The sequence below is a fragment of the Morganella psychrotolerans genome (genome assembly GCF_001676155.1).
Lineage (GTDB): Bacteria > Pseudomonadota > Gammaproteobacteria > Enterobacterales > Enterobacteriaceae > Morganella > Morganella psychrotolerans.
On the sequence record NZ_LZEW01000001.1, the window covers coordinates 1,466,560 to 1,486,732 of the forward strand.

The following is a 20,173-nucleotide window of genomic DNA, read 5'->3' on the forward strand; positions in this document are numbered from 1 at the left end:
ATAAAACACGCCATTATCACTGACAAATCTCATCAAAAATATACAGTCCGTTAATCTTCCGCTTACCTTCGATCTGATAAGAGAATTGACATTGATATTGATTGTCATCTCCCCAGAAAACCCGGACATTATCTGCTTGTGTTGCACCTGTAAGATATAATCGTCCGTAATTACTGACATAAAACCGTTCTGATTTATTATCAGCTACCGCATAAGCACCAAATGGTATTTGGTTACCCGTACTGTCATACAGAGTCACTAATATTTTCGCACCAAGATGGGTATCATAATCAACTAATACCATCGCACCACGGGTCGGATATACTTCCTTTAATGCCGCGTCAATTTCCGCATTCTCAGGTAATGTCCGCGTATCAAGATTAACGACATTATTACGGTAAGGTATAAGATTAGAAATAATGGCCAAACCGGAGCTGTCTGTTCTGGCTTCTGAGCTGTTAATAATACGTACACCTTCAGCTCCCGGCGCATAAATTAACCCGTTTGTATCCCCTAACGGGCGGGATAGCGTTGCACCATACTGACTCATAACGAAGGAGCCATTCAGACCATAGGATAATTGACGGTTATCTTTTTTATAGGAATAGCCTGCATTAGCATCGCCATATCCGCTTTTATATTTTCCGTATACACTGCCATAATTACCACGATCCCGGTTGCCGTATCCCTGCTGCACATTCCAGGATAGCCGGTTATTATCCAGTGCAACACCGCCCACACCTACATAATTATCAAAATCACCATATTTATTATAAGATGCACCATAATTTATCCAGTTATCTTTATATTCTCCGCCTAATGGAATACTGAAGCTGACAGAAACCACATGATCATTCTCTCTGTTTTTTTCAATATCATCATTTCTATTATTAACTTTATTAATTGTATTTTTATAATAGGAATAATTCAGGTTATATGAAACTGTATTTATGGTATTGGAATAGCCTATATTGTAAGACTCAACATTCTTTTCCTGATTACTATAATACGTATCATATGTTTGATGGGACACAGATACCGACAGCAGACCAAAGTCTCCGGGTAATGCCTGCGAAACAGACAGATCCATCTGCCCCTTGCGCATCAGATACGCCTCTGTATCCGCTTTTCCTGAATAATAATCAAACATATCGGTCATCGTAATATAGTCACCACTAATATAGCGATAACTTGCAAAGCTAATATTTGTTCCCGTATTTTCAAGGGACTTCGAATAACGTAACCTGAATGCTCTGCCATTCATATCATCAACAGAATCAGGAGCGGCACGGGTAAACATAATATCGGAAGCCAGCGCACCGACAACGGGGATATTCATTCCCAGACCAATATCATAGGCCTGATAACGGGATGCCGCCTGTACCCCACCGAATAATGTGGAATTATCCGTTAGTCCATAGAAAGCATCAGACTGAACAAATTTAGTTTTATCGCCACTACTACTGTCATCATTATAAGAAGACGTATTATTCATGCGGTACTGGCCTGCTGTAATACTGTATTTATATGTACCTTTACGCTGCATAAAATCCAGCGAAGAGAACGGAATAATAAATCGTCTCTCGCTACCGTCTATACCCCGTTGTACAACATATAAATTGCTCCCGTTGTTTAACGGGGAGACATCAGTTAATTCGTACGCGCCGGCAGGTACGTTAGTACGATATATCACATAGCCATTCTGGGAAACTTCGATAGTTGAATCAATCGTGGCAACACCAGTAATAGTCGGTGCGTAAATATTGGAGTAATTTGGTCTCATTTGATTATCAGACCATAATTTTACACCACGGAAGGATACATTATCAAAAACATCGGAATCCGAAAAATTATCACCAATAAGAATATTACTTTTAATTGCTCGTAATGGTCTCTCAAGATAATTGAGCTGACTTTCCCACTTTGAATTTCCGTCAGAATATTTATTCCAGGTACTGTGGTTACGATATCGCCATGCGCCAACATTCACACCTGAACGTAAATTCAGATAAAGAGTATCACTTTTATCATTATTTTTTGTATTATTGTGATGAGTTCCGGACATACTGTAATCTGTAAACATAACAGGAATACCGTCATCCCAGAGTGACTCCTGGTTTGCCTCCAGCGCTTTTTGATCGAATGCTATCTGTGGCAGATTAAGATATAAACGGTTTTGTCCGCCTATAAATGTAGCCTTTGCTCCCTGAATATCCCGGATATTCACACACTCTCCGGATTTATCCAGCAGAGAGTAGAATTCCGGTTTTATTCCATAACCTGCAAGTTGGGTATCAGATAAACAGGGCTGTAATTCTCCGGTATTTTTATCACCAAAGAATAAAATGTCTTGTGAATTTACATACTGCTCATTTAGGTAAATATCAACACGATAAGTACCGGGTATAAATGATGCCCGTTCAAATGATGATAAATCTATCGATACCGCTTTACCTGACGGGTCGGTGACAAATGCAGGATCAAAATAATCATCTGCTTTTGCCTGGTTTATGTTCAATAACATAACAGTAATTATTGAACTATAAATTTCGGTTCTGGCCGGTGCCCTTAACATAATAATTTCCCTGACTTATCCTTGTCGTGAAAAATATATTAAATAAATTATATAAAATGCTAAAAATTCATTTCAAATAAATTCAACTTACCTAAATCATCGACAAAAGTATACTCTACCTTTGATACACTATTATTTCCTTTCAGTGAAACCAATACATCTGACTCTGGTGAAATATAACTTGGTGCCATTAATGATTTTTTATCCACCAAAATCTCACTGATACTAATATAGTATTTAGTTGGATTGGTAAATTTAAGATTATCACCTGATTTTTTTTATAGTGATTTTCTTAAACTCTTCCACCATTTCATTTCCTGACAGTGACTTCGGCCTGTAAATAATCTTAACCTGATTATTAATAGCAAATGTTAACTTATTAGCATCATCATTTTTATTTGTTGACGGTATAAATTTTACATTCAGCCAATATAAAGATTCTTTATCTTGCGGTAAGTCTTTTACTAATAAAACCCGCAGGCTATTAGATGTATTAGAATTCAGTTTAAATAATGGAGGAGTCAATACAAAGTCTTCTGTTGATTTCTCACTTTCATCTAACACCCAACTTTGAATCAAATAGTTAGAATCATTTTTATTATGAACATTAATACTGCCCTCATTTTTCCCGTCGCTAATCACTACACGGGTTGATCCTAGTGATATACCCGCATAGCTTATATTGACAAAAATGCTTATAAATAAAAAATGTAAAAGCACTGGCTAATTTCATTATGACTCCATTTATTATTTATAGGGTAGCATTCGCTACCCTATGAAAATCTATATCGATCAGCTGTATCTGATGGTATATAACACTTGTGCTCTGAGTTTACCGGACTCAACAATATCAGCTATCTGGTAAATAAATGGATAGAATTTATACGTTGCTGTTTTTGCCTGGATTGGCTGCCAGTTATTTTCTTTACCGTCTACTTTGATAAATGGTGCAGCCGCGTCATCTGTAGATTTTAAACCAAGAGCCAGACCTTTCGCACTATTACTGGTTTCAGCAAATTTAATCATGCTATCATTATAGCGATCAGTCGCTTCCAGTCTCAAATTTGCCCACTGACCGGTACATTCTGTCAGTTTAATTTGAACTGCTTCATTTCCGCGAACCTGAGTGTCAGACTGTGGAAAGCTGGATATTTCAAAATCACCTAACATCACAGTAAAGTTTTTCTGTCCGTCGTTAACCACACAGGTAGGTGCTTTAACTGAGCCAAGAAAATAAATACGACCCTGGTCGTGTACAGTATCGACTGTATCAGCAGCAGATGCAGCAGCACTGAATAACATAGCAACAGCAGCAGGTAAAACAGCATATTTCAGTTTCATAACAATTCCTTTATAGTATATAACCGTAGTATTTAACAACACTGTTTTAATTTCGGCAGATTGCCGCAAATTAACTGTTAACTATGTGCAGAAATAATAAGTAACATTAGCATGCTAATGTTCTTCTCGTTTATTGATGTTTTTATTTTATTTAGTAGTGCTAATATTTCTATAAGAATAATCTATACCTATGCTAACCCCTAAAACATCCATCACCCATAGAGATTTAACAGTGTTGATATTATCATTACTGTTTTTTCAATCCAGAATATTTTTAATTTCATGCTATTTTTAGTAAAAACACCATATAAGACATTAACATTAAATACACCTTGCCAGATTTAACATATGATTAAAAAACAAAATCCAATGTGATTTATCTTAAACAAGTTATGTTTTATCTAACTTTAAAATATAAAAAAAACTGACACCAATAAACACACTTGGTTAAATATAATTTAAAATCAATCAATTGCAGACTATCTGTGTTTATTTAAAAAAACATAGATTTATTTAATAATCATTATTACTGTATTTTCAGGATGACTAATATATATGTTTATCATAAATGACACTGCCTTATTAAGGCATATCAACCGGACATACTCATCATATTATTTATTCAATTCCGCATATAACATTAACATATTGTGGTAATTAACATTGGATAAACACACATACTATGCTCAGATTATCTCCCGATAATTTATTTTTCTTATTTTAATTAAGAGTTATCCAGCAACATAATACATTCATATTCCGGTTAAATTTCATATAGAATATACTTATTCATAGTGACATTCTTTAAAAAAAGAGATTCACTGAACAAACAGTGCGCGCACAAAAATCTGAAAATGATGTTAATCAGTTCACGGGTTCCGTCTGTTTATTTTTCACTGAGATGATTCAATCCCTGATTTTCCTGCGTAAAGGTTACCGTTGTTTTTTCTTTTTGGCGTTCAATGTTCAGTACCCAGAGAGAATCAAAATCATCACGCGGCCACACAGGAACAATATCAGGGTCGCCTCCGGTTTGTTTCATAATATCTTTTACCACTTTAACGAGATTGTCATGCTCCCAGACAATAAAAATCACCTGGTTATGGTGCTGCTTATCCAGTAACGCATCACGCAGCTCTTTTGTCTCTTTGGCGCGAAACTCCAGATGTACCGGCAGAGATACCCGGATAGCCACAGGGCTTATTGTCTGGAGTGAGCGCAGGGAATTACCCAGCTTGCTCTGTTTTGGCGCTGCGGCATACAGTGCGTCCGGCTGTCCGTAACGGTTCAGTAAGATATCCGGCAGCGCCAGTGCCCGGTTCAGTCCTTTGGCCGTTAATTGCCCGCTGTCGTTATCCGGTTTTTCCCCGTGCCGCAAAAAAACCAGAGTTTGTGCTGAATGTGCCATCTGACTGATACCCAATAATAGTAATGCTGACGCGATAACCCGCAAGTGCATAGTGATACTCCCCTGAGCCGGGAAAACGTCAGTGTAATGGTTTCCGGCGTATTCATCATGAATTTTTTTAATTATTTTTTATACTTTCATCTGACCTGTATTTTCCGGCGTTTGTCAGAGTGTTACGCCACGCTATCCTCTGCCCTCTTTCATTATCAGCGGGTCTGTCCCGTAAAAAATCAATTAACAGGAAAAAATATCAGCATCTTTTTTCTATTTAAACGCAGGCAGGTCGCTGTCCCATTGACAGAGATAACATAATAATGAGATTAATGAAAAAAATAACGCATGTGTAAATGCATATAGTGAACGCATATAAGGACGATAACAATGCGCCAGATTACAGTCCGGTTGGCAGAAGCAACAGATGCCGCCGCATTATACGAAATGCATAAAGATTTTAATTCTTATGCCAATACACTTCAGATGCCCTACTCTTCCCGTAAATTCTGGGAGCAGCGCATGAGTCAGAATGAAGCGTTATCCACACGCCTGGTTGCCGTTGTTGAAGGTGCTGTCGTGGGGTTGCTGGGTATTAATCAAAACAGTAATCCCCGCCGCCGCCATGTGGTCAGTTTTGGTATTACCGTTGATAAAAGTTACCGTGGTCAGGGAATAGGCAGTACGCTGATGCAGGCAATGATTGATTATTGCGATAACTGGCTGGATATCCGCCGTATTGAATTGGAGGTTTTTGCTAATAATCCGGATGGACTGGCGCTGTATGAAAAATTTGGTTTTCAGCGTGAAGGCATTGCCCGCGATTATGCTTTCCGCGATGGTCGTTATGTGGATGCGATTATCATGAGCCGGATAAGTAATCAGGCAAAATAATCCGCATTTTTACCGGGCTTATAATAGGGTATATCATTGCCGAAGCGCTCATTTTTGCCGGTATTATCGGTTTTATCCCCTCTTCTGCCGGGTTCCTCACAACCTTACCGCTGATAAAAGCCATTTTTTATGCGATGATTTGGATATCCTATTTCCGGGTCTCTGAACGCGGGAAGAAAACATTTATTCATTAATAAGGAAACAGCATGAACAGGTTTATTTTTCCGGCTGTGATATGTGCAGCTTCATTCATTTCCTTACCGTCCTATGCGTGGAATATACCGACAAATCCTTCTTTATCGACTATGGTACTCAGCAGCGCCGGTAGTGCCTACAGCTCAGTTGTGATAAGCGGAGCCATTTTATCCCCTATTATTTTGCCTGCTCAGTTGATTGCTGAATCAGTGGAAAATAATAAAAAAGAAAAAGTGACCACTATTACGGCTAAAACCGCGAAAAAAGAGGATGTCACTCTGTTGGTTGCAACCGAAAAACTGGAAGAAAACCCGGTAAAACCCGGTGATAAGCTCACTATTGAGCCTGCGGAAAAAGGTGCCGGTGCGTATCTGAAAAAAGACGGAAAAGTCATTTCCCACATGGTGACACAAGACGACCGTGAATTAACCCATCAGGAGAAAATGCCATAATATGCGCCTGCTGAAATCAGTGATCCTGACCGTCCTGCTCATTATATCCGGCCCGGCATTCAGCGGCAGTCAGAACTGTACGGATAAAACCCCGCCGACCCCGCAGGAAGCGGCATTGCGTACCAGTCAGGCGAAGGTTCTGCATGACTGGCTGGAACAACAGGGTGACAGAGTTGTTCTGCTGGTGCGCCAGGGTCAGGCGCTCAGTGAGTACGGGCTGACATTTTCCCATGCCGGATATGCCGTAAGAGAACGAAACGGGACCTGGCGGGTATATCACAATCTCAATACCTGCGGGACGGCACAATCTGAGCTGTGGATCCAGGGTCTGTATCAGTTTATTGATGATGACCTTGCCGGGAACACCATCGCCACACTGCATTTTCCGCCCGCCTTACAGTCGCAGTTGCTGAGAGTGCTTCGTGACCCGGCGCTGCGCAAAGCGCTGCATAACCCTGATTACAATATGCTGGCACATCCGTTTGCGACAGACAGTCAGAACTCCAACGGCTGGATACTGATGGTGTTTGCCGCTGCGCGTTCTGCGGGTGTCGATTCCGTGCCCGCCGGTGTGACCTGGCTGAAATCGGAATTTTATATCGGCTCCTCCGCAGAGGCCGGGTTGGTAAAACGGGCGCTGGCAGATAGCTTTATGCCCCATGTGTCGACAGACGGTCAACCGGTGACCGGTATTATCACCTTTAATTCCGGTGACAGCCTGCTGGGGTTTCTCAGCCGCTACGGGAAATTCCGGGTCGAATGTAACCACGGTAATTTCGGGTCTTCCGTCTGTCTGAGACCGTTACCTGAGCAATAACGCAATCTGCTGCTGATTTTATATCCTGCTGCCGTCAACTCTGACGGCAGCGGTTTCCACGTCACTTTCTTCCCTGCACCTCTTTTTTTTTCACTCATATTGTCACTTTCCCCGATAACACATCCATTATATTAATTTTTCTTTTCCTTTATTTTTCATTAATTTAGTTGCTAATAAATACTTTATCGGGCTAATAATAAAACATAACAACAGTCCGATATTTTTTATTTCAGCCGTATTTTTACCGGCAACATTTACCGGCAACATGCCAACACAACACGGGATAAGGAAAAACACAATGAGCAAACAAGACACCCCACATGCGCCGCAAACGCATGACAGTGATTTTATGTTTACCCCCATACCCATGACTCACCGCCGGGAGACCTGGAAACAGATCCTTGTGTGGATAGGGTTTGGTTATGTCGCCACCGGACTTTTTATCGGCGGCGCACTGGCGGGTGCCAACGGCGGACCGGGGATGTCGTTCCCGATGGCGCTGCTGGCAATAGCCATCGGCATGGGATTGTTATTTATTCTCACCTCCCTGCTCGGCGTCATGGCACAGCGTACCGGTCTGAGCCTGGCGCTTCTGAGTCGTTTTTCATACGGTTATCTGGGATCTAACCTACCGATGATCGCGATGGGGCTGCTGACACTCGGCTGGTTTGCCGCGATCACCGGGATGGTCGGCGATATCTGGGGATCGTTTCTGGGCAATCCCAGCGGGATAATTGTCTTTGATCCGGGCGCACACGGCTATAACGGCGCGCCTATCACACTGGAAATTTTTATCTCCTGTGTGGTCGCCGGATTGTTATTTACTTACACCTCACTTCACGGCATGAAAGGACTGGAAATTATCGCCATTCCTGTTTCGCCGATCATTATGATTATTGCCGTGGTAACCGGCTATGCGATGTTACAGGAGGGCGGCGGGTTATCTGTCTTTATTGAGAATTCCAACCGCAATGAAGGGCTGATGCTGTCAACGGCGATCACTATGGTTGTCGGCAGCTGGATTGCCGGTGCCGTGATGGGTGTGGATCTGTTCCGTTTTAATAAAAGTATTTCTGCGGTTTTCTGGGGATCAGCCGCCTGTTTTATTTTTACCAATCCGCTGCTCAATGTGGTCGGGTATATCGGCACGATGACTGTCGGAATGCCGAACTATGTTACCTGGATGATTGAAAAAAGCTTTCTGCTGGCGCTGCTCGGCGTTGTCACCTGGACACTGTCTCTGTGGACCACCAACGACGCAGAGCTGTACTGTAACTCACTGTATACCGGCCCGGTGCTGGACTCTGTGGGTATTAAAGTCAATAAAAACATTCTGATACTGTCAACCGGGATCCTCGGCACTGTATTGGGTGCTATTGGCTTTTACCAGATATTCTTTGCTGATTTTATTAATTATCTCGCATTATGGCGCCGCCACTCGCCGGTCCTTTGCTGGCTGATTACTATGTCACCCGCAGATGTAAATATGATATCAGCCAGATTAACAGTCAGCCGAAATGCAATTACGCAGGCGTGATAAGCGCCCTGGCGGGGATGGCTTCAGGGCTGATTATGGCAATGAATAATATTCTGTCTGACTGGCCTACCGGCTTGTTAGCCCTGGCGTTTACCATCATCCTTTATCTGATTCTGCACCCGTTACTGGCTGCAAAAGCTGCATCACCGGCAGCAGGGAGATCATCATGAAAAAAGTTGTTCTAAATGAGTTCAATACCGGAGAATTAAAAACATTGTTCGATAACGGACAAATTGACAGCGCGATTACCATTTTCGGCAGTTGTGAAAGCCACGGTCCGCATCTGCCCCTCGGTCCTGATCTGTTTGTGCCGGAAGCGGTTGCAAAGCGCGCGGCACAGCGATTGTCGCGCACCATTGTGGTGCCGGGCGTGCCTTTCGGTACATCGGCGCACTACAACGGAACGCCGATGGCGATTAATATCCGCTTTGAAACTGTGATTGCTATTGCGGAAGATATGTTCGAAAGCCTGATTCAGTACGGCATCAAACATATTTTTGTCTTCAATGGTCATGACGGAAACATTCCGTCGCTGGATATCGCACAGCGCAATGTCAAAGCGCGTCACAAAGATGTGGTATTCGCCTTTCTGCCTGCATGGTGGTCAGTGCTCGGCAGCCGCCTCGGGGATAACTTCTTCCGTGAATGGAACGGGCTGGGTCATGGCGGGGAAGGTGAATCATCAATTACTGCTGCCGTCTGCCCGGACTTATGTGATTTAAGCAAAGCGGTGCGCCAGATGCCGGAGGACAGTATCCGTCATGGCGATAATGTCCAGATCATGTGGGATATCACAGAAGTATCTGTAACAGGTGCCACCGGTGACCCGACTTACGCCAGTATTGAAAAAGGCGAAAAAATGCTGGATGCGCTGACCGATCTTGTGGTGGAAAGCATTGAAGCACTGGAAAAAACCAACTGGAATTACGATCTGCGTACAAAATAAGATTTATGCCCCGCATCACTTTGCGGGGCTTTTTCTCACAGCCCGGCGAATTCAGGAATGGGCTTGCATCCGTGGGATTCAAGAAAATCCAGCACCCGGCGCGGGGTGACATTCAGGATCTGCGCTTCAGGGAATTCAATTTCACGGAGCATGGCAAGCACGCGGTCAAAATTACCTAAATAGCCCGCATAATGGGAATCAGAGCCGAGGGAAACCCAGCCACCGCTGTCCCGTACAGCCTCTGCTATTGCGCGACACTGTTTTTCACTTCCTGTACGTGAGTGCAGAAATGATGAGTTATTCATCTCCAGCGCCACATTGCTCTCTTTTGCCGCCTGAACCACCGACTGAATATCAACCGGATACTTAGGGTTGCCCGGATGGGTAATAATCTGCACCTTGCCACTGCGGATAGTGGCTATCATCGCCTGTGTATTCGCCGCCTGCCCCTGAGGTTGCAGAACCGGCTCATGAAAACCCGCCAGAATGATATCGAGCTGTTTTGCCATTTTATCCGTGCAATCTGTTTCACCAGCCTGGTTTTTAATATTGGCTTCAATGCCGTACAGCAGCCCGGCTCCGTTAATCATCCTCGGCAGAACCGGCATATTAGAAAAATGCCACGGGTGAGGAGCATCAACCATGTCCGGTCCGTGATCTGTGATTGCGAACAGCTTCATTCCTTTTTCTGCTGCCTGCGCAAAATATTCACTGACGGTACTGTACGCATGCGTGCTGGCAATAGTGTGTGCATGTAAATCAACCGGATAAACAAGATCTGAACGGGACGGGTGATATTGCATGGTTCTCCTTAAACAAAGCACAATAGTTTGGTGAGTAATAATCAATCAGATGATAGTAAATAACTTACCACGGCGCTACAAGCGGTACGATACTGTCTGTATTCCGGTTTTGCCGCTTATCCATTTTAGTCAAATTTAGTCAAAAAAGTGCTAGACTCAGCAGGATGTCTTTTTTTTAACCGGAGTATGAGCCGTTATGCACGCACCTTCCCCGTCAGAAAAACCGGTTTTATCCGTTTTTGATTTTGACGGCACGCTGACCCACAGTGACAGTTTTGTCCCTTTCCTGCGCTTTGCGTTCGGAAAACGTATTTTCACCCTGAAGATGCTGCGGCTGGTTTTACCGACTCTGCGCTGTTTCTCCCGCAGACTGACCCGCGACGAGTTAAAAGAAGTGCTGATCACCACCTTTCTGACCGGTGTCGAAGCCCGCTGGGTGGAAGAGAAAGCGAAAATATTCTGCTCACGTTACTGGGCAAAAATGATGCGTCAGGAAGGATTACAGGCTGTTGAGGCGGAAATTGATTCCGGCGCGGAAGTCACGTTGTGCTCGGCATCGCCGGAGCTGGTTTTACGTCCCTTTACGGATCGTCTGGGGATCAAACTGATTGGTACACAACTGGATGTCAAAGACGGTATTCTGACCGGAAAAATCAGCGGAAATAACTGCCGCTGCGGTCAGAAGATTGCCCGGCTGAAACACATTTACGGCGATTTATCCGCTTATCATCTGCGCGCCTGGGGTGATTCACGCGGGGATTATGAACTGCTGTACGCCGCACAAGAGCCGCACTGGCGTCACTTTCACCGCAATCCGGCAAAATATGAAAAACGCCGGAAACAATTTTCTGTCCGCTGACGGATAACACAAAACAGATGCCGGATAAGAGCGGGCAATAAAAACACAGCCCGCGCTTTCAAAATAGGTCGCAATATTAATTATATTTACGCGCACTATTATCCTAATCATGCTATCCATATTTTAAACATCCGTCTGCACATTCTATTACCGTTATTCAGCCTTTATCAGCATATATTCATCCTGCCCGCAGAGATAAATATGGCTGACCTGCGGGCGGGTACGAAGCCCGGTCAGCATTCCGGCATCTGTATTAAGCCGTATTCCCAGCCCGCAGGCTTTGCCGAGCGACGACGGAATATCTGTCACTGTGAACGGGCAGCCTTCAGCAGTGAGGTGTTTGCGCATTGCCACCACCCCCAGCATGTTGTCAAACAGGATCAAATAATCATTCACAGAATGGATGCCTCCGCCGGTTTTGCTCCCTGTTTCTGCAATTGCCGCAGCCCGTAAATCGCTGCGCCGATAGCCCCCGCGAATTGTCCGTCAGGATGAGTGATAACCTCTGCCCCCAGATGCTGTGACAGCCGCTCACAAAAGACCTGACTGCGGCTGACTCCGCCGCTGAATAATACCGCGGGAACAGTACTCAGGCGCTTGGCAAACCCGGCTGTACGTTGTGCCATTGAATTAACAATGCCTGACAGAATAGTCTCAGGGTCAACGCCCGCTGATCGCAGACTGATCACTTCCGATTCAGCAAAAACTGTACACATGCTGGAAATAGCATGTGGCTCAATACCCCGGATAGTATCATCAACAGCGGTGATGTCGGTTCCCAGCGTCCGGCTTATAACATCCAGAAAACGCCCGGTTCCGGCGGCACATTTGTCATTCATCAGAAAATCAGTGAGATGCCCCTGTTCATCCAGGCGGATAACTTTGCTGTCCTGCCCGCCGATATCAATCACCGTCCGCGTCTGCGGGTGCAACCAGCGCGCGCCTATTCCGTGACAGGAGATCTCCGTAACCTGTTTATCGGCAAAATCAGCCAGTTTCCGCCCGTATCCGGTCAGAGTAAGAAACGGAGGTGAATCACACTCACCGCACAATGTATCCCAGGCTTCCAGGATAGCCGACTGTGGTTTGAAAGGCGTCGGAATAAGAAAACGGCGCAGGATCTTCCCGCCGTTTTCATCACTGAACAGAATACCTTTTGTTGCAGTAGAGCCGGAATCAATACCAATACTCAGCATTGCTGCCCCCTTATAACATTTCAATAAAGGCGGCAATACGGGTTGCAAGCTGTCCGGTGTCAGACGTGGAATAATCCGTTTCAATCGCCATATACGGAATATCATGCTTTTCCCGGATATGGCGGTTTATCAGCAGAGATTCTACAGCATAGGTATGACATGCCTGCAAAATGACATCGATAACGCCATCGACATGATAATCCGTCACCATATCACTGAGCATATTCAGACGCTGCGTATTAGGTGAAATACAAGAGCAGCCGATAGCCAGGTATTTTTCGGTAAGGGCATCATAAACATCAGTTTGCGGATTTTCATCCACACATTGCTCTGTTGCTTTGGCGCCGGTACAGTTTTCATAGCCAACAACCCAGCCACCGTTTTCTTCAATGATACGCACTACTTTTTCCGCAGCACCGCCGATAGGACAGCCGGTGATCAAAATGCGCGGACGCGGATCCAGACGTTTTCCTGCGGCATATTCCGCACGGACTTTCGCCGTCAGGGTTTCCAGCTCATTGATGAGCACGGTTTTATCAAATTTGAAGGTTGCACCATACACTACACTCAGAAGCTCACGCCCGGTCAGTGCCGGCGGATTCAGTTGCCCGAGGCGGTAAAATTCCGTTAATGCGCGGCGTTCGCGGTTGCGTAAATCAATGGCATCGCGGATCCCCTGCTCTGTGATTTCACAGCCGAATTGTTCTTCCAGACGTTTTTGAAAGCGGATAATTTCTGAGCGCCAGAGCGCGACAGATTCTGCACTTTCACTGTTATTCGGCAATTGCATCACATGGACAGGTTTATATTCTGCCATATATTCATACATCTTTTTCTTGCCGTCGCAGGTGGTTTCACCGACAACAATGTCAGAAAAATAGAAGTAGGGGCATTTATCGGTTTTACCAAACCCATAGCTGCTTTTGATCAGCGGACATAAATTGCGGGGTAAGGTTTTTTCTGCTTCTTCAATAGTTTCATCACTGGTGGAGCACAGAGAAACAACGGCTGCGCCAGCCGCCATAGCAATCTCCTGCGGCATAAAAGTACAGTAGGTTCCCACTAACGGGATACCCTGCTCTTTCAGTTCCATCACAGTAAGAAAGCCCTGCTGACGGGCATCGGAGAAATCAGAGAAAATAGACGGGAGTTGTGTAACTAATGACATAAGTAGACCTACCATTATCATTGCTAATATGTGGATGTGGCGTCAGGGTAGACCCATTAACAGTGTGGATAATTGAGGCAAATCATATTCGGGGTGAATATACCGGAGTGAACTGAAGTAACGTGATCTTTAATCACAATGCCCGCTGCATTGCCGCACCTTACCGGGAGATGCTATTTCGGGGTAAATGTGTAAGATGGATTATCACCCCTCTGACGGAGTCTCTGTTATGTCTGATTTTCCTGCTGTTCCCGGCGTTTTGTTTGTTGCCGGTTTTGGTCCGGTTACCCGCGAGCCTGCGCGCAGTAAACATTTTTTTGCAGACAGTATCGGACTGCCGCTGGCACCGATGGACGGTGCGCCGGACTATCTGATTGCAGACCATGACCAGTTACACGGCGTAAAACATTTTGCGCTCTGGCCGCTCAGCCTGGCGGCACAATCCTGCTTTGGTCAGGATACATGGCCGCAGACTCACCCGGTGCCACAGGCGTGGGTGGAATTTGAGGTAGCCGATCTGCCCGCTGCCACCCGTTTTCTGACAGAGCAGGGCTATCCGCTGCTGGTTGCGGACAGAACGGAGCCGTGGGGACAATCCGTCACCCGCCTGCAAAGCCCGGAAGGTCTGCTGGTCGGGCTGACTATCACCCCGTGGCTGCGTGATAACGCCACAGAGTAATTATCCGGCGCCTGGTGGTTGTTATCCCTGTTACTGACGCAGGCTGACAGCCACCCGGTTAAATGCATTCATCAACGCAACAGCGATTGTCAAATCACTCATCTCTTCATCCGTAAAATGTGCTTTAACCTTCTGATACAACGCATCATCAGTTTTCTGCGCTGATATGTGTGTAACTGATTCTGCCCACAATAAGGCGGCACGTTCACGGTCAGTAAACCGCTCACTCACCTGCCAGCCTGCCAATGCATCCAGTGTTGTCTGCGGCACCGATTTTTTGCGCAGGGCGCTGCTGTGCATCTCAAGGCAGAATGCGCAGCCGTTAATCTGAGAAACACGCAGGTAAACAAGTTCTGTTAACTCCGCACCCAATGCGCTGTTTTCCAGAGCATTTTTACAGGCTATCAGGCCTGAATATGCCGCAGGGCTGAGATTCGGATACTGTAAACGTAATTGTGACATGGCAGGCTCGCTCTTTATAAATGGTCAGTAATATCCGGTAAACCGGAAGGAAAACTATAATGACTGTATATAAGAACAGTCACACACCCATGATATGGATAAATTCACAGTACCGTTATCATAAATGTGTGATGTGCTGTTACGTTTAAAACGGCCCTTTAAAAATAAAGAATGCCCCCACCGCAATAAAACCAAAACCGACAAGGTGATTGAGCGTAACTCCCTCTCCCAGATACATCACTGAGAAAACCATAAACACGCAAAGTGTAATCACTTCCTGAATTGTTTTCAGTTCAGCGGCACTATAATACTGATGCCCCAGCCGGTTCGCCGGAACTGCCAGGCAATACTCGGCGAGCGCTATCATCCAACTGAAAAAAATTACAGCGTACAACGGTTTATCAGTAAATTTCAGGTGCCCGTACCAGGCAAACATCATAAAAACATTGGATAAAACCAGAAGAATAATAGGAAAAAACTTTGCCAGCATGGGTGATCCGTCAGAGGAGAAGAGTCGCGTCTTTCTATTTTACGCTGATATTTGCAGTAATTCGATATGTATACATTGATAATTATTTCAAAGAGTGACTTTCCCGCCATACACTTTAAAATTTGCGTTATACACGTATTCAGACCTTTATTCTTTCTGTTAATTTCAGGAAGATTGATCCGGACAGATTGTATGACCATGGATAACCACCTACACTAATCACATGTAAAAATAATTACTCTATATATGCGTTTACTTACTCTTATTTTATTATTCATTTGTTTTGCCGGTTATGCCGCAGCTGTCCCGCTGAACGGGTACTATAAATGCGACATTTCACCCGGCAGTTACCAGAAAACACAAGGTGTTCTGCGTGACTACTATTTTACGGATAAACAACGCCACTCTGTCGTTCTTTTTCAGGACAACCGGTTTATCGTGCTCGATACACACCCGGCACCTTATCAATCTCCGCTGCTTACCCCTATTCAGCAATTTGCCATGATGTCTAAGGAGGATTTGCAGGAGATCGGCGACGATACGCTGGTATATGCTAAAGTTCTCGGCGGACTTGCCTATTTTACGCCATCAAAACACCGTTTTGTATTCGGATTTGCCAAACGCGGTGGCGGCAATAACGGAGCTTACCTGCTGGAACTGATAAACTGTCACAGCATTAATCAATAGCTTGCTTATCAGTTACATACTTTCATAACCGCTTCTCTCAACCAGCTCAATGCCTCGTCCCCGTCACTTCGCTGATGCCATAACATCTGAAAATTCAGTGGTGCAATCACCAGTGGCGGTGCAAATACCTGCAATGACTCACTAATATTGTCCGGTAACGCGCGCTGTGCGACCGTCAGAATTAAATCCGTTCCCTGTGGTAACTGTGATGCAATCTGCCAGTAAGGTATTGAAACCGCAACACGCCGCCGGTAATTAAGCAGTTGTAACTGCCGGTCTATCTCATTGGCTTCATAAGGTTTCATACTCGCCAGAATATGAGGATGGGAAAGCCAGTCTGCCATCGACATTTTCCCCTCTGTGCAATACCGTTTATCTGCCACACTAACCATGGTGTCCGTAAAAACAGTTTGTGCGCGCAGTGTGTAATCCGGCGCGGCAAAAACACCAAACGCGAGATCGAGGCTGCCTTCCTGTAATTTACTCTGCATCTCCTCCCGGTTGCCCTGCCAGATTTGCAGATTCACCGCAGGCGCGCTGTCACGCAGATAGCGGATAAGCTTCGCACACAAAATAGCCGCGCCATAATCAGACATAGCAATATTAAAGCGCCGGGCGCAATTTTCCGGACGGAAATCCTGCTGCGCTATCAAATCATCAAGCTGCCCGAGCGCCTGTGTCAGCGGTGCATAAAGCGCTTCCGCCTTGCTGGATAACTGGTATTGCCCCTGCTTGCGGATAAGCAGCGGATCCTGAAATAACTCACGCAACTGATTCAGTGTGTGGCTGACCGCCGGCTGGCTGCGGTGCAATGATACCGCAGCACGGCTGACATGGCGCTCTCTCAGTAATGCATGAAGCGTAACAAGCTGATTTAAATCCAATTTCTTTATATTATTCATATGGCGAATAGTACTCTATAAAATTGATCATTTCCCGCCCCGACAGAAACACCCTATGATAGATGTTAATAAAACGTTAATCGGGAGACAACGATGACAACATTATCTTTATCAGGTATCGCCCTGATTATCTGCGCTTTTTTTTGCCGGTGCTGTTGTACCGGTCCAGGCTGTCAGTAACGCGGTATTAGCGCGCCATCTGGGACACCCGCTGTGGGCGAGCCTTGTTTCATTATTAATCAGTATTATTGTTTTAGCACCGTTATTATTAATATTTAAAGTACCGAAGCCGGTATTAAGTACTGAACTGCTGCATCAGCCACTCTGGATCTGGCTGGGCGGGATAGCAGGAATGCTGTATCTGACCTCCGCCCTGATCCTGGTGCCGAAAATCGGCGGGATAACGTTTTTCGTGATGGTGATTGCCGGTCAGTTGGCGATTTCCGCTCTGATTGAGCACTTTGGTCTGTTCGGGATGCCGAAACAACCGGTTCAGATAGCGAAACTGGCGGGGATTGGTCTGGTGATCGCAGGCGTTCTGGTTATGCAGTTTGCAGGCGAAAAAAAAGCCCCGAAATACTGATAACGGGGCAGGGAAAAGCACTCAAATTGAGCAAATAATAAAAAGATAGGTTTGTGTTCCCAACGTCATTCAGAATGCAGGCAGGCGGCAAGCTCCGACCGCCGGGGAGCATACATTAGTATGTGACCCGGCGGGCTGAACGCAGCCAACGAACCTGCAGTTTGAATGAATAAGGGTATGTCCGGAATTTTACTGCACTGCCTCAGCGTCCTTCACCGCTTGTGGACGGCGTGAAGGACGCTGTAATAAAAAGACCCCGCTCATTATCAGTACCATTGACAACACTTCGGTCAGACCAATCGGCTCATTGGCAACCGTCACCCCGGCAATCAGTGCCACAACCGGCGGAATATAGGTCACAGAGGAAGCAACAACCGCCCCCAGATTGAGGATCAGATAATAATAGGTCAGATACGCAATCCCGGTGCCGAGCAGCCCCAGCCCGATAATCAGCCCGAGACTGGCGGTAGTATCCTGCGCAATCGCGGTTATCCCGGTAAATGGCGTGATAAAGGTTAAAATCAGCAGCGCCAGACCAATCTGATAAGTTGCCAGCGCCGGAGGGGCGATTTTTTTATCTGCCAGAAATTTTTTGGCATACACAAACGAGATCCCCACACTCAGTGAGCCCAGGATCATATAGCCGACACCCGCAAGACTGATACTGTCCCCGCTGACCTGCCATGGTTTGGCGATAAGCACCACACCGGCAAACCCCAGCAGAATGCCACCCAGCCGCCCGGCGGTAATTTTTTCCTGCCTCAGAAAGACAGCCGCAACAATAAACGAAAACAGCGGAATAGCACCGCTCAGCACACCGGAAACCCCGGAGAGCAGCAGTGACGTACCGGAGGCAAATGCCCAGTAATAAATTACCGTTGCCAGCAGCGCCATCACCAGGAAATGCCCCGTATAACGCAGATGAGATTTACATAATGCTTTTTGTGTCCACGCCAGAATGGCTATCGGGACAAAGCCGAACAGAACCCGCAGAAACACAATTTGTACCGGCGTTATCCACTCACTCGCCCAGCGCATAAACACAAAATTGGTGCCCCAGATAATGCCCAGAAAGGCAAATGCCAATGCCGTTTTGTTATTCATTTATTCATGACTCCCTTTACTCTCCTTTTTCTGATGGCGCTATTGTTCAGAATCAGCGGGTGTGTTACAACCGATTTAAATTGTCTCATGAAATACAAAAATTATTCTATAGGTGCTGTTCTGTGAATGCTTATCCCCCGATGAAAGCCTTGCTGGCGTTTGAAGCGGCCGTACGTCTCGGCAGTTTTATCAACGCCGCTGAATCCCTGCATGTGACGCCGGGTGCAGTCAGTCAGCAGATCAAAAAACTGGAGGAAGAGTTGGGTGTTATGCTCTTTTACAGGGAGATCCGCAAACTGACCGTGACGGAAACAGGTCAGAAATACTATCGCTTAATTCTGCCTGCGCTGGAGCAGATCCGCAGTGCGGGTGAAAAAATCCGTTACAGCGCACACCACCAGCTGACGATTTCGATGCCGCCGGGGCTTGCGGCAAAATGGTTCTCTCCACGGATGAGTGATTTTGTCAGGGCTTTTCCGGGGTTGGATCTTCATCTGAATGCCACGGCAGCGCTGGTTTCGCTGGAAAACGATAATGTGGATTTAGCGGTCCGTTATTGCAGCCATTCACAGGTACAACCAGGATGGATACGGCTGACTGACGCGCCCTGTCGCCTGTTTTGTCATCCGGATTACGCAGCGCGTTTTACACTCAACGTTCCGTCCGACCTGACAAACGTAACATTACTGCACACTACGCTGTATCCTTACTGGGATGCCTGGCTCAGGCAACATGCGGGTATAATGCACGGGGAAACCCCCCTTCCCGGCGGGCTGCATTTTGATCAGATCCTGCTGGCCATTGATGCCGCAAAACATCAACAGGGCGTGCTTATCGCCAATGATTTTCTGGTGGAAGATGAACTGGCGCAACAAACACTTCAGCCGCTTTTTCCGGATCTCACCTGGCAGCCCGGCAAAGGCTTTTATCTGCTGCGCAACCGCCACAGTGCCGATCCTGCGATGGTCAGTGAAGTCAGTGACTGGCTCCATCACACCTTCACTCACTGAGGGAATAAGATATACCCAACGTCATTCAGGATGCAGCCAACAAACCTGCAGTTTGAATGAATAAAGGTATAGAA

At 45.7% G+C, this 20,173-nt stretch carries 23 protein-coding genes and 2 pseudogenes; 12 read left to right on the plus strand and 13 right to left on the minus strand.

Going from position 1 to position 20,173, the window contains the following annotated elements:
• Positions 1 to 16: 16 nt before the first annotated feature.
• The 5 genes and pseudogenes from AYY16_RS07170 to AYY16_RS07185 form a co-directional block, all read right to left on the minus strand.
• The gene (locus AYY16_RS07170) at positions 17 to 2,575 is read right to left on the minus strand and encodes a fimbria/pilus outer membrane usher protein (protein ID WP_067363896.1); all 2,559 of its coding nucleotides are present in this window, start codon (positions 2,573 to 2,575) and stop codon (positions 17 to 19) included.
• Between the two features lie 59 nt (positions 2,576 to 2,634).
• A pseudogene (locus AYY16_RS21680) lies at positions 2,635 to 2,814 on the minus strand (fimbrial biogenesis chaperone); the annotation flags it as partial.
• Between the two features lie 25 nt (positions 2,815 to 2,839).
• Positions 2,840 to 3,295 (minus strand): fimbrial biogenesis chaperone, encoded by a 456-nt coding sequence (locus tag AYY16_RS07175; RefSeq protein WP_082970622.1) that lies wholly within the window; start codon positions 3,293 to 3,295, stop codon positions 2,840 to 2,842.
• 72 nt (positions 3,296 to 3,367) lie between these two features.
• Positions 3,368 to 3,916, minus strand: coding sequence for a fimbrial protein (locus AYY16_RS07180; protein ID WP_067363900.1), 549 nt, complete (start codon positions 3,914 to 3,916; stop codon positions 3,368 to 3,370).
• Between the two features lie 886 nt (positions 3,917 to 4,802).
• Complete coding sequence (locus tag AYY16_RS07185; protein ID WP_067363903.1) at positions 4,803 to 5,375, minus strand: histidine phosphatase family protein; 573 nt, start codon at positions 5,373 to 5,375, stop codon at positions 4,803 to 4,805.
• A gap of 330 nt (positions 5,376 to 5,705) precedes the next feature.
• On the opposite strand from AYY16_RS07185, the gene AYY16_RS07190 reads away from it, so the two are divergent.
• The 7 genes from AYY16_RS07190 (at position 5,706) to AYY16_RS07210 (ending at position 10,156) form a co-directional block, all read left to right on the plus strand.
• Positions 5,706 to 6,209, plus strand: coding sequence for a GNAT family N-acetyltransferase (locus AYY16_RS07190; RefSeq protein ID WP_067363906.1), 504 nt, complete (start codon positions 5,706 to 5,708; stop codon positions 6,207 to 6,209).
• A 23-nt stretch (positions 6,210 to 6,232) separates the two neighbouring features.
• The gene (locus AYY16_RS21685; protein WP_354613372.1) at positions 6,233 to 6,403 is read left to right on the plus strand and encodes a DUF2569 family protein; all 171 of its coding nucleotides are present in this window, start codon (positions 6,233 to 6,235) and stop codon (positions 6,401 to 6,403) included.
• Between the two features lie 12 nt (positions 6,404 to 6,415).
• A complete protein-coding gene (locus AYY16_RS07195; protein ID WP_067363909.1) occupies positions 6,416 to 6,856 on the plus strand; it encodes an STM0539 family protein in 441 nt (146 codons plus the stop codon).
• A gap of 1 nt (position 6,857) precedes the next feature.
• Positions 6,858 to 7,673 carry a DUF2145 domain-containing protein gene (locus tag AYY16_RS07200; protein ID WP_067363912.1) on the plus strand — a complete coding sequence of 272 codons (816 nt, stop codon included), beginning with the start codon at positions 6,858 to 6,860 and terminating at the stop codon, positions 7,671 to 7,673.
• A gap of 298 nt (positions 7,674 to 7,971) precedes the next feature.
• Positions 7,972 to 9,210: a purine-cytosine permease family protein gene (locus AYY16_RS07205; protein ID WP_235846236.1), complete on the plus strand. Its 1,239-nt coding sequence runs from the start codon at positions 7,972 to 7,974 to the stop codon at positions 9,208 to 9,210.
• Positions 9,211 to 9,245: 35 nt separating this feature from the next.
• Positions 9,246 to 9,380, plus strand: a complete 135-nt coding sequence (locus tag AYY16_RS21415; RefSeq protein ID WP_268874124.1) for a hypothetical protein — start codon at positions 9,246 to 9,248, stop codon at positions 9,378 to 9,380.
• A complete protein-coding gene (locus tag AYY16_RS07210) occupies positions 9,377 to 10,156 on the plus strand; it encodes a creatininase family protein (protein WP_067363915.1) in 780 nt (259 codons plus the stop codon). Before AYY16_RS21415 ends, AYY16_RS07210 begins: the two co-directional genes overlap by 4 nt.
• A gap of 35 nt (positions 10,157 to 10,191) precedes the next feature.
• Here the strand turns inward: AYY16_RS07210 and AYY16_RS07215 are convergent, their stop codons facing one another.
• Positions 10,192 to 10,959, minus strand: coding sequence for a phosphatase (locus tag AYY16_RS07215; protein WP_067363918.1), 768 nt, complete (start codon positions 10,957 to 10,959; stop codon positions 10,192 to 10,194).
• Positions 10,960 to 11,155: 196 nt separating this feature from the next.
• Here AYY16_RS07215 and AYY16_RS07220 point away from each other — a divergent pair, with 196 nt between their 5' ends.
• On the plus strand, positions 11,156 to 11,818 hold the full coding sequence (locus AYY16_RS07220) for an HAD family hydrolase (protein WP_067363921.1): 663 nt from the start codon (positions 11,156 to 11,158) through the stop codon (positions 11,816 to 11,818).
• A gap of 153 nt (positions 11,819 to 11,971) precedes the next feature.
• Here the strand turns inward: AYY16_RS07220 and AYY16_RS07225 are convergent, their stop codons facing one another.
• From AYY16_RS07225 to AYY16_RS07235, 3 genes are read right to left on the minus strand one after another with little or no spacing between them, the layout of a single operon-like run.
• The gene (locus AYY16_RS07225) at positions 11,972 to 12,214 is read right to left on the minus strand and encodes a putative Se/S carrier-like protein (protein ID WP_067363924.1); all 243 of its coding nucleotides are present in this window, start codon (positions 12,212 to 12,214) and stop codon (positions 11,972 to 11,974) included.
• On the minus strand, positions 12,211 to 13,014 hold the full coding sequence (locus tag AYY16_RS07230; protein ID WP_067363927.1) for an acyl-CoA dehydratase activase: 804 nt from the start codon (positions 13,012 to 13,014) through the stop codon (positions 12,211 to 12,213). The genes AYY16_RS07225 and AYY16_RS07230 overlap by 4 nt, the downstream gene beginning before the upstream one ends.
• Positions 13,015 to 13,024: 10 nt before the next feature.
• Positions 13,025 to 14,182, minus strand: a complete 1,158-nt coding sequence (locus AYY16_RS07235; protein ID WP_067363930.1) for a double-cubane-cluster-containing anaerobic reductase — start codon at positions 14,180 to 14,182, stop codon at positions 13,025 to 13,027.
• Between the two features lie 229 nt (positions 14,183 to 14,411).
• On the opposite strand from AYY16_RS07235, the gene AYY16_RS07240 reads away from it, so the two are divergent.
• Entirely contained in the window at positions 14,412 to 14,861 is a 450-nt protein-coding gene (locus AYY16_RS07240; protein WP_067363933.1) for a VOC family protein, read from the plus strand.
• A 30-nt stretch (positions 14,862 to 14,891) separates the two neighbouring features.
• Here AYY16_RS07240 and AYY16_RS07245 read toward each other — a convergent pair whose 3' ends face one another.
• Both AYY16_RS07245 and AYY16_RS07250 read right to left on the minus strand, forming a co-directional pair.
• The gene (locus tag AYY16_RS07245) at positions 14,892 to 15,323 is read right to left on the minus strand and encodes a carboxymuconolactone decarboxylase family protein (protein WP_067363936.1); all 432 of its coding nucleotides are present in this window, start codon (positions 15,321 to 15,323) and stop codon (positions 14,892 to 14,894) included.
• 145 nt (positions 15,324 to 15,468) lie between these two features.
• The gene (locus AYY16_RS07250) at positions 15,469 to 15,813 is read right to left on the minus strand and encodes a DMT family protein (protein WP_067363939.1); all 345 of its coding nucleotides are present in this window, start codon (positions 15,811 to 15,813) and stop codon (positions 15,469 to 15,471) included.
• A 246-nt stretch (positions 15,814 to 16,059) separates the two neighbouring features.
• Here AYY16_RS07250 and AYY16_RS07255 point away from each other — a divergent pair, with 246 nt between their 5' ends.
• The gene (locus tag AYY16_RS07255; protein WP_067363942.1) at positions 16,060 to 16,500 is read left to right on the plus strand and encodes a hypothetical protein; all 441 of its coding nucleotides are present in this window, start codon (positions 16,060 to 16,062) and stop codon (positions 16,498 to 16,500) included.
• 8 nt (positions 16,501 to 16,508) lie between these two features.
• Here the strand turns inward: AYY16_RS07255 and AYY16_RS07260 are convergent, their stop codons facing one another.
• Positions 16,509 to 17,384, minus strand: coding sequence for a LysR family transcriptional regulator (locus AYY16_RS07260; protein ID WP_235846237.1), 876 nt, complete (start codon positions 17,382 to 17,384; stop codon positions 16,509 to 16,511).
• 214 nt (positions 17,385 to 17,598) lie between these two features.
• Here AYY16_RS07260 and AYY16_RS07265 point away from each other — a divergent pair.
• A pseudogene (locus tag AYY16_RS07265) lies at positions 17,599 to 17,985 on the plus strand (DMT family transporter); the annotation flags it as partial.
• 189 nt (positions 17,986 to 18,174) lie between these two features.
• Here the strand turns inward: AYY16_RS07265 and AYY16_RS07270 are convergent.
• Entirely contained in the window at positions 18,175 to 19,089 is a 915-nt protein-coding gene (locus tag AYY16_RS07270) for a DMT family transporter (protein ID WP_067363948.1), read from the minus strand.
• Between the two features lie 122 nt (positions 19,090 to 19,211).
• Between AYY16_RS07270 and AYY16_RS07275 the strand changes: the two genes are divergently transcribed.
• Entirely contained in the window at positions 19,212 to 20,099 is an 888-nt protein-coding gene (locus AYY16_RS07275) for a LysR substrate-binding domain-containing protein (protein WP_223861116.1), read from the plus strand.
• The last annotated feature ends 74 nt before the right edge of the window (positions 20,100 to 20,173 follow it).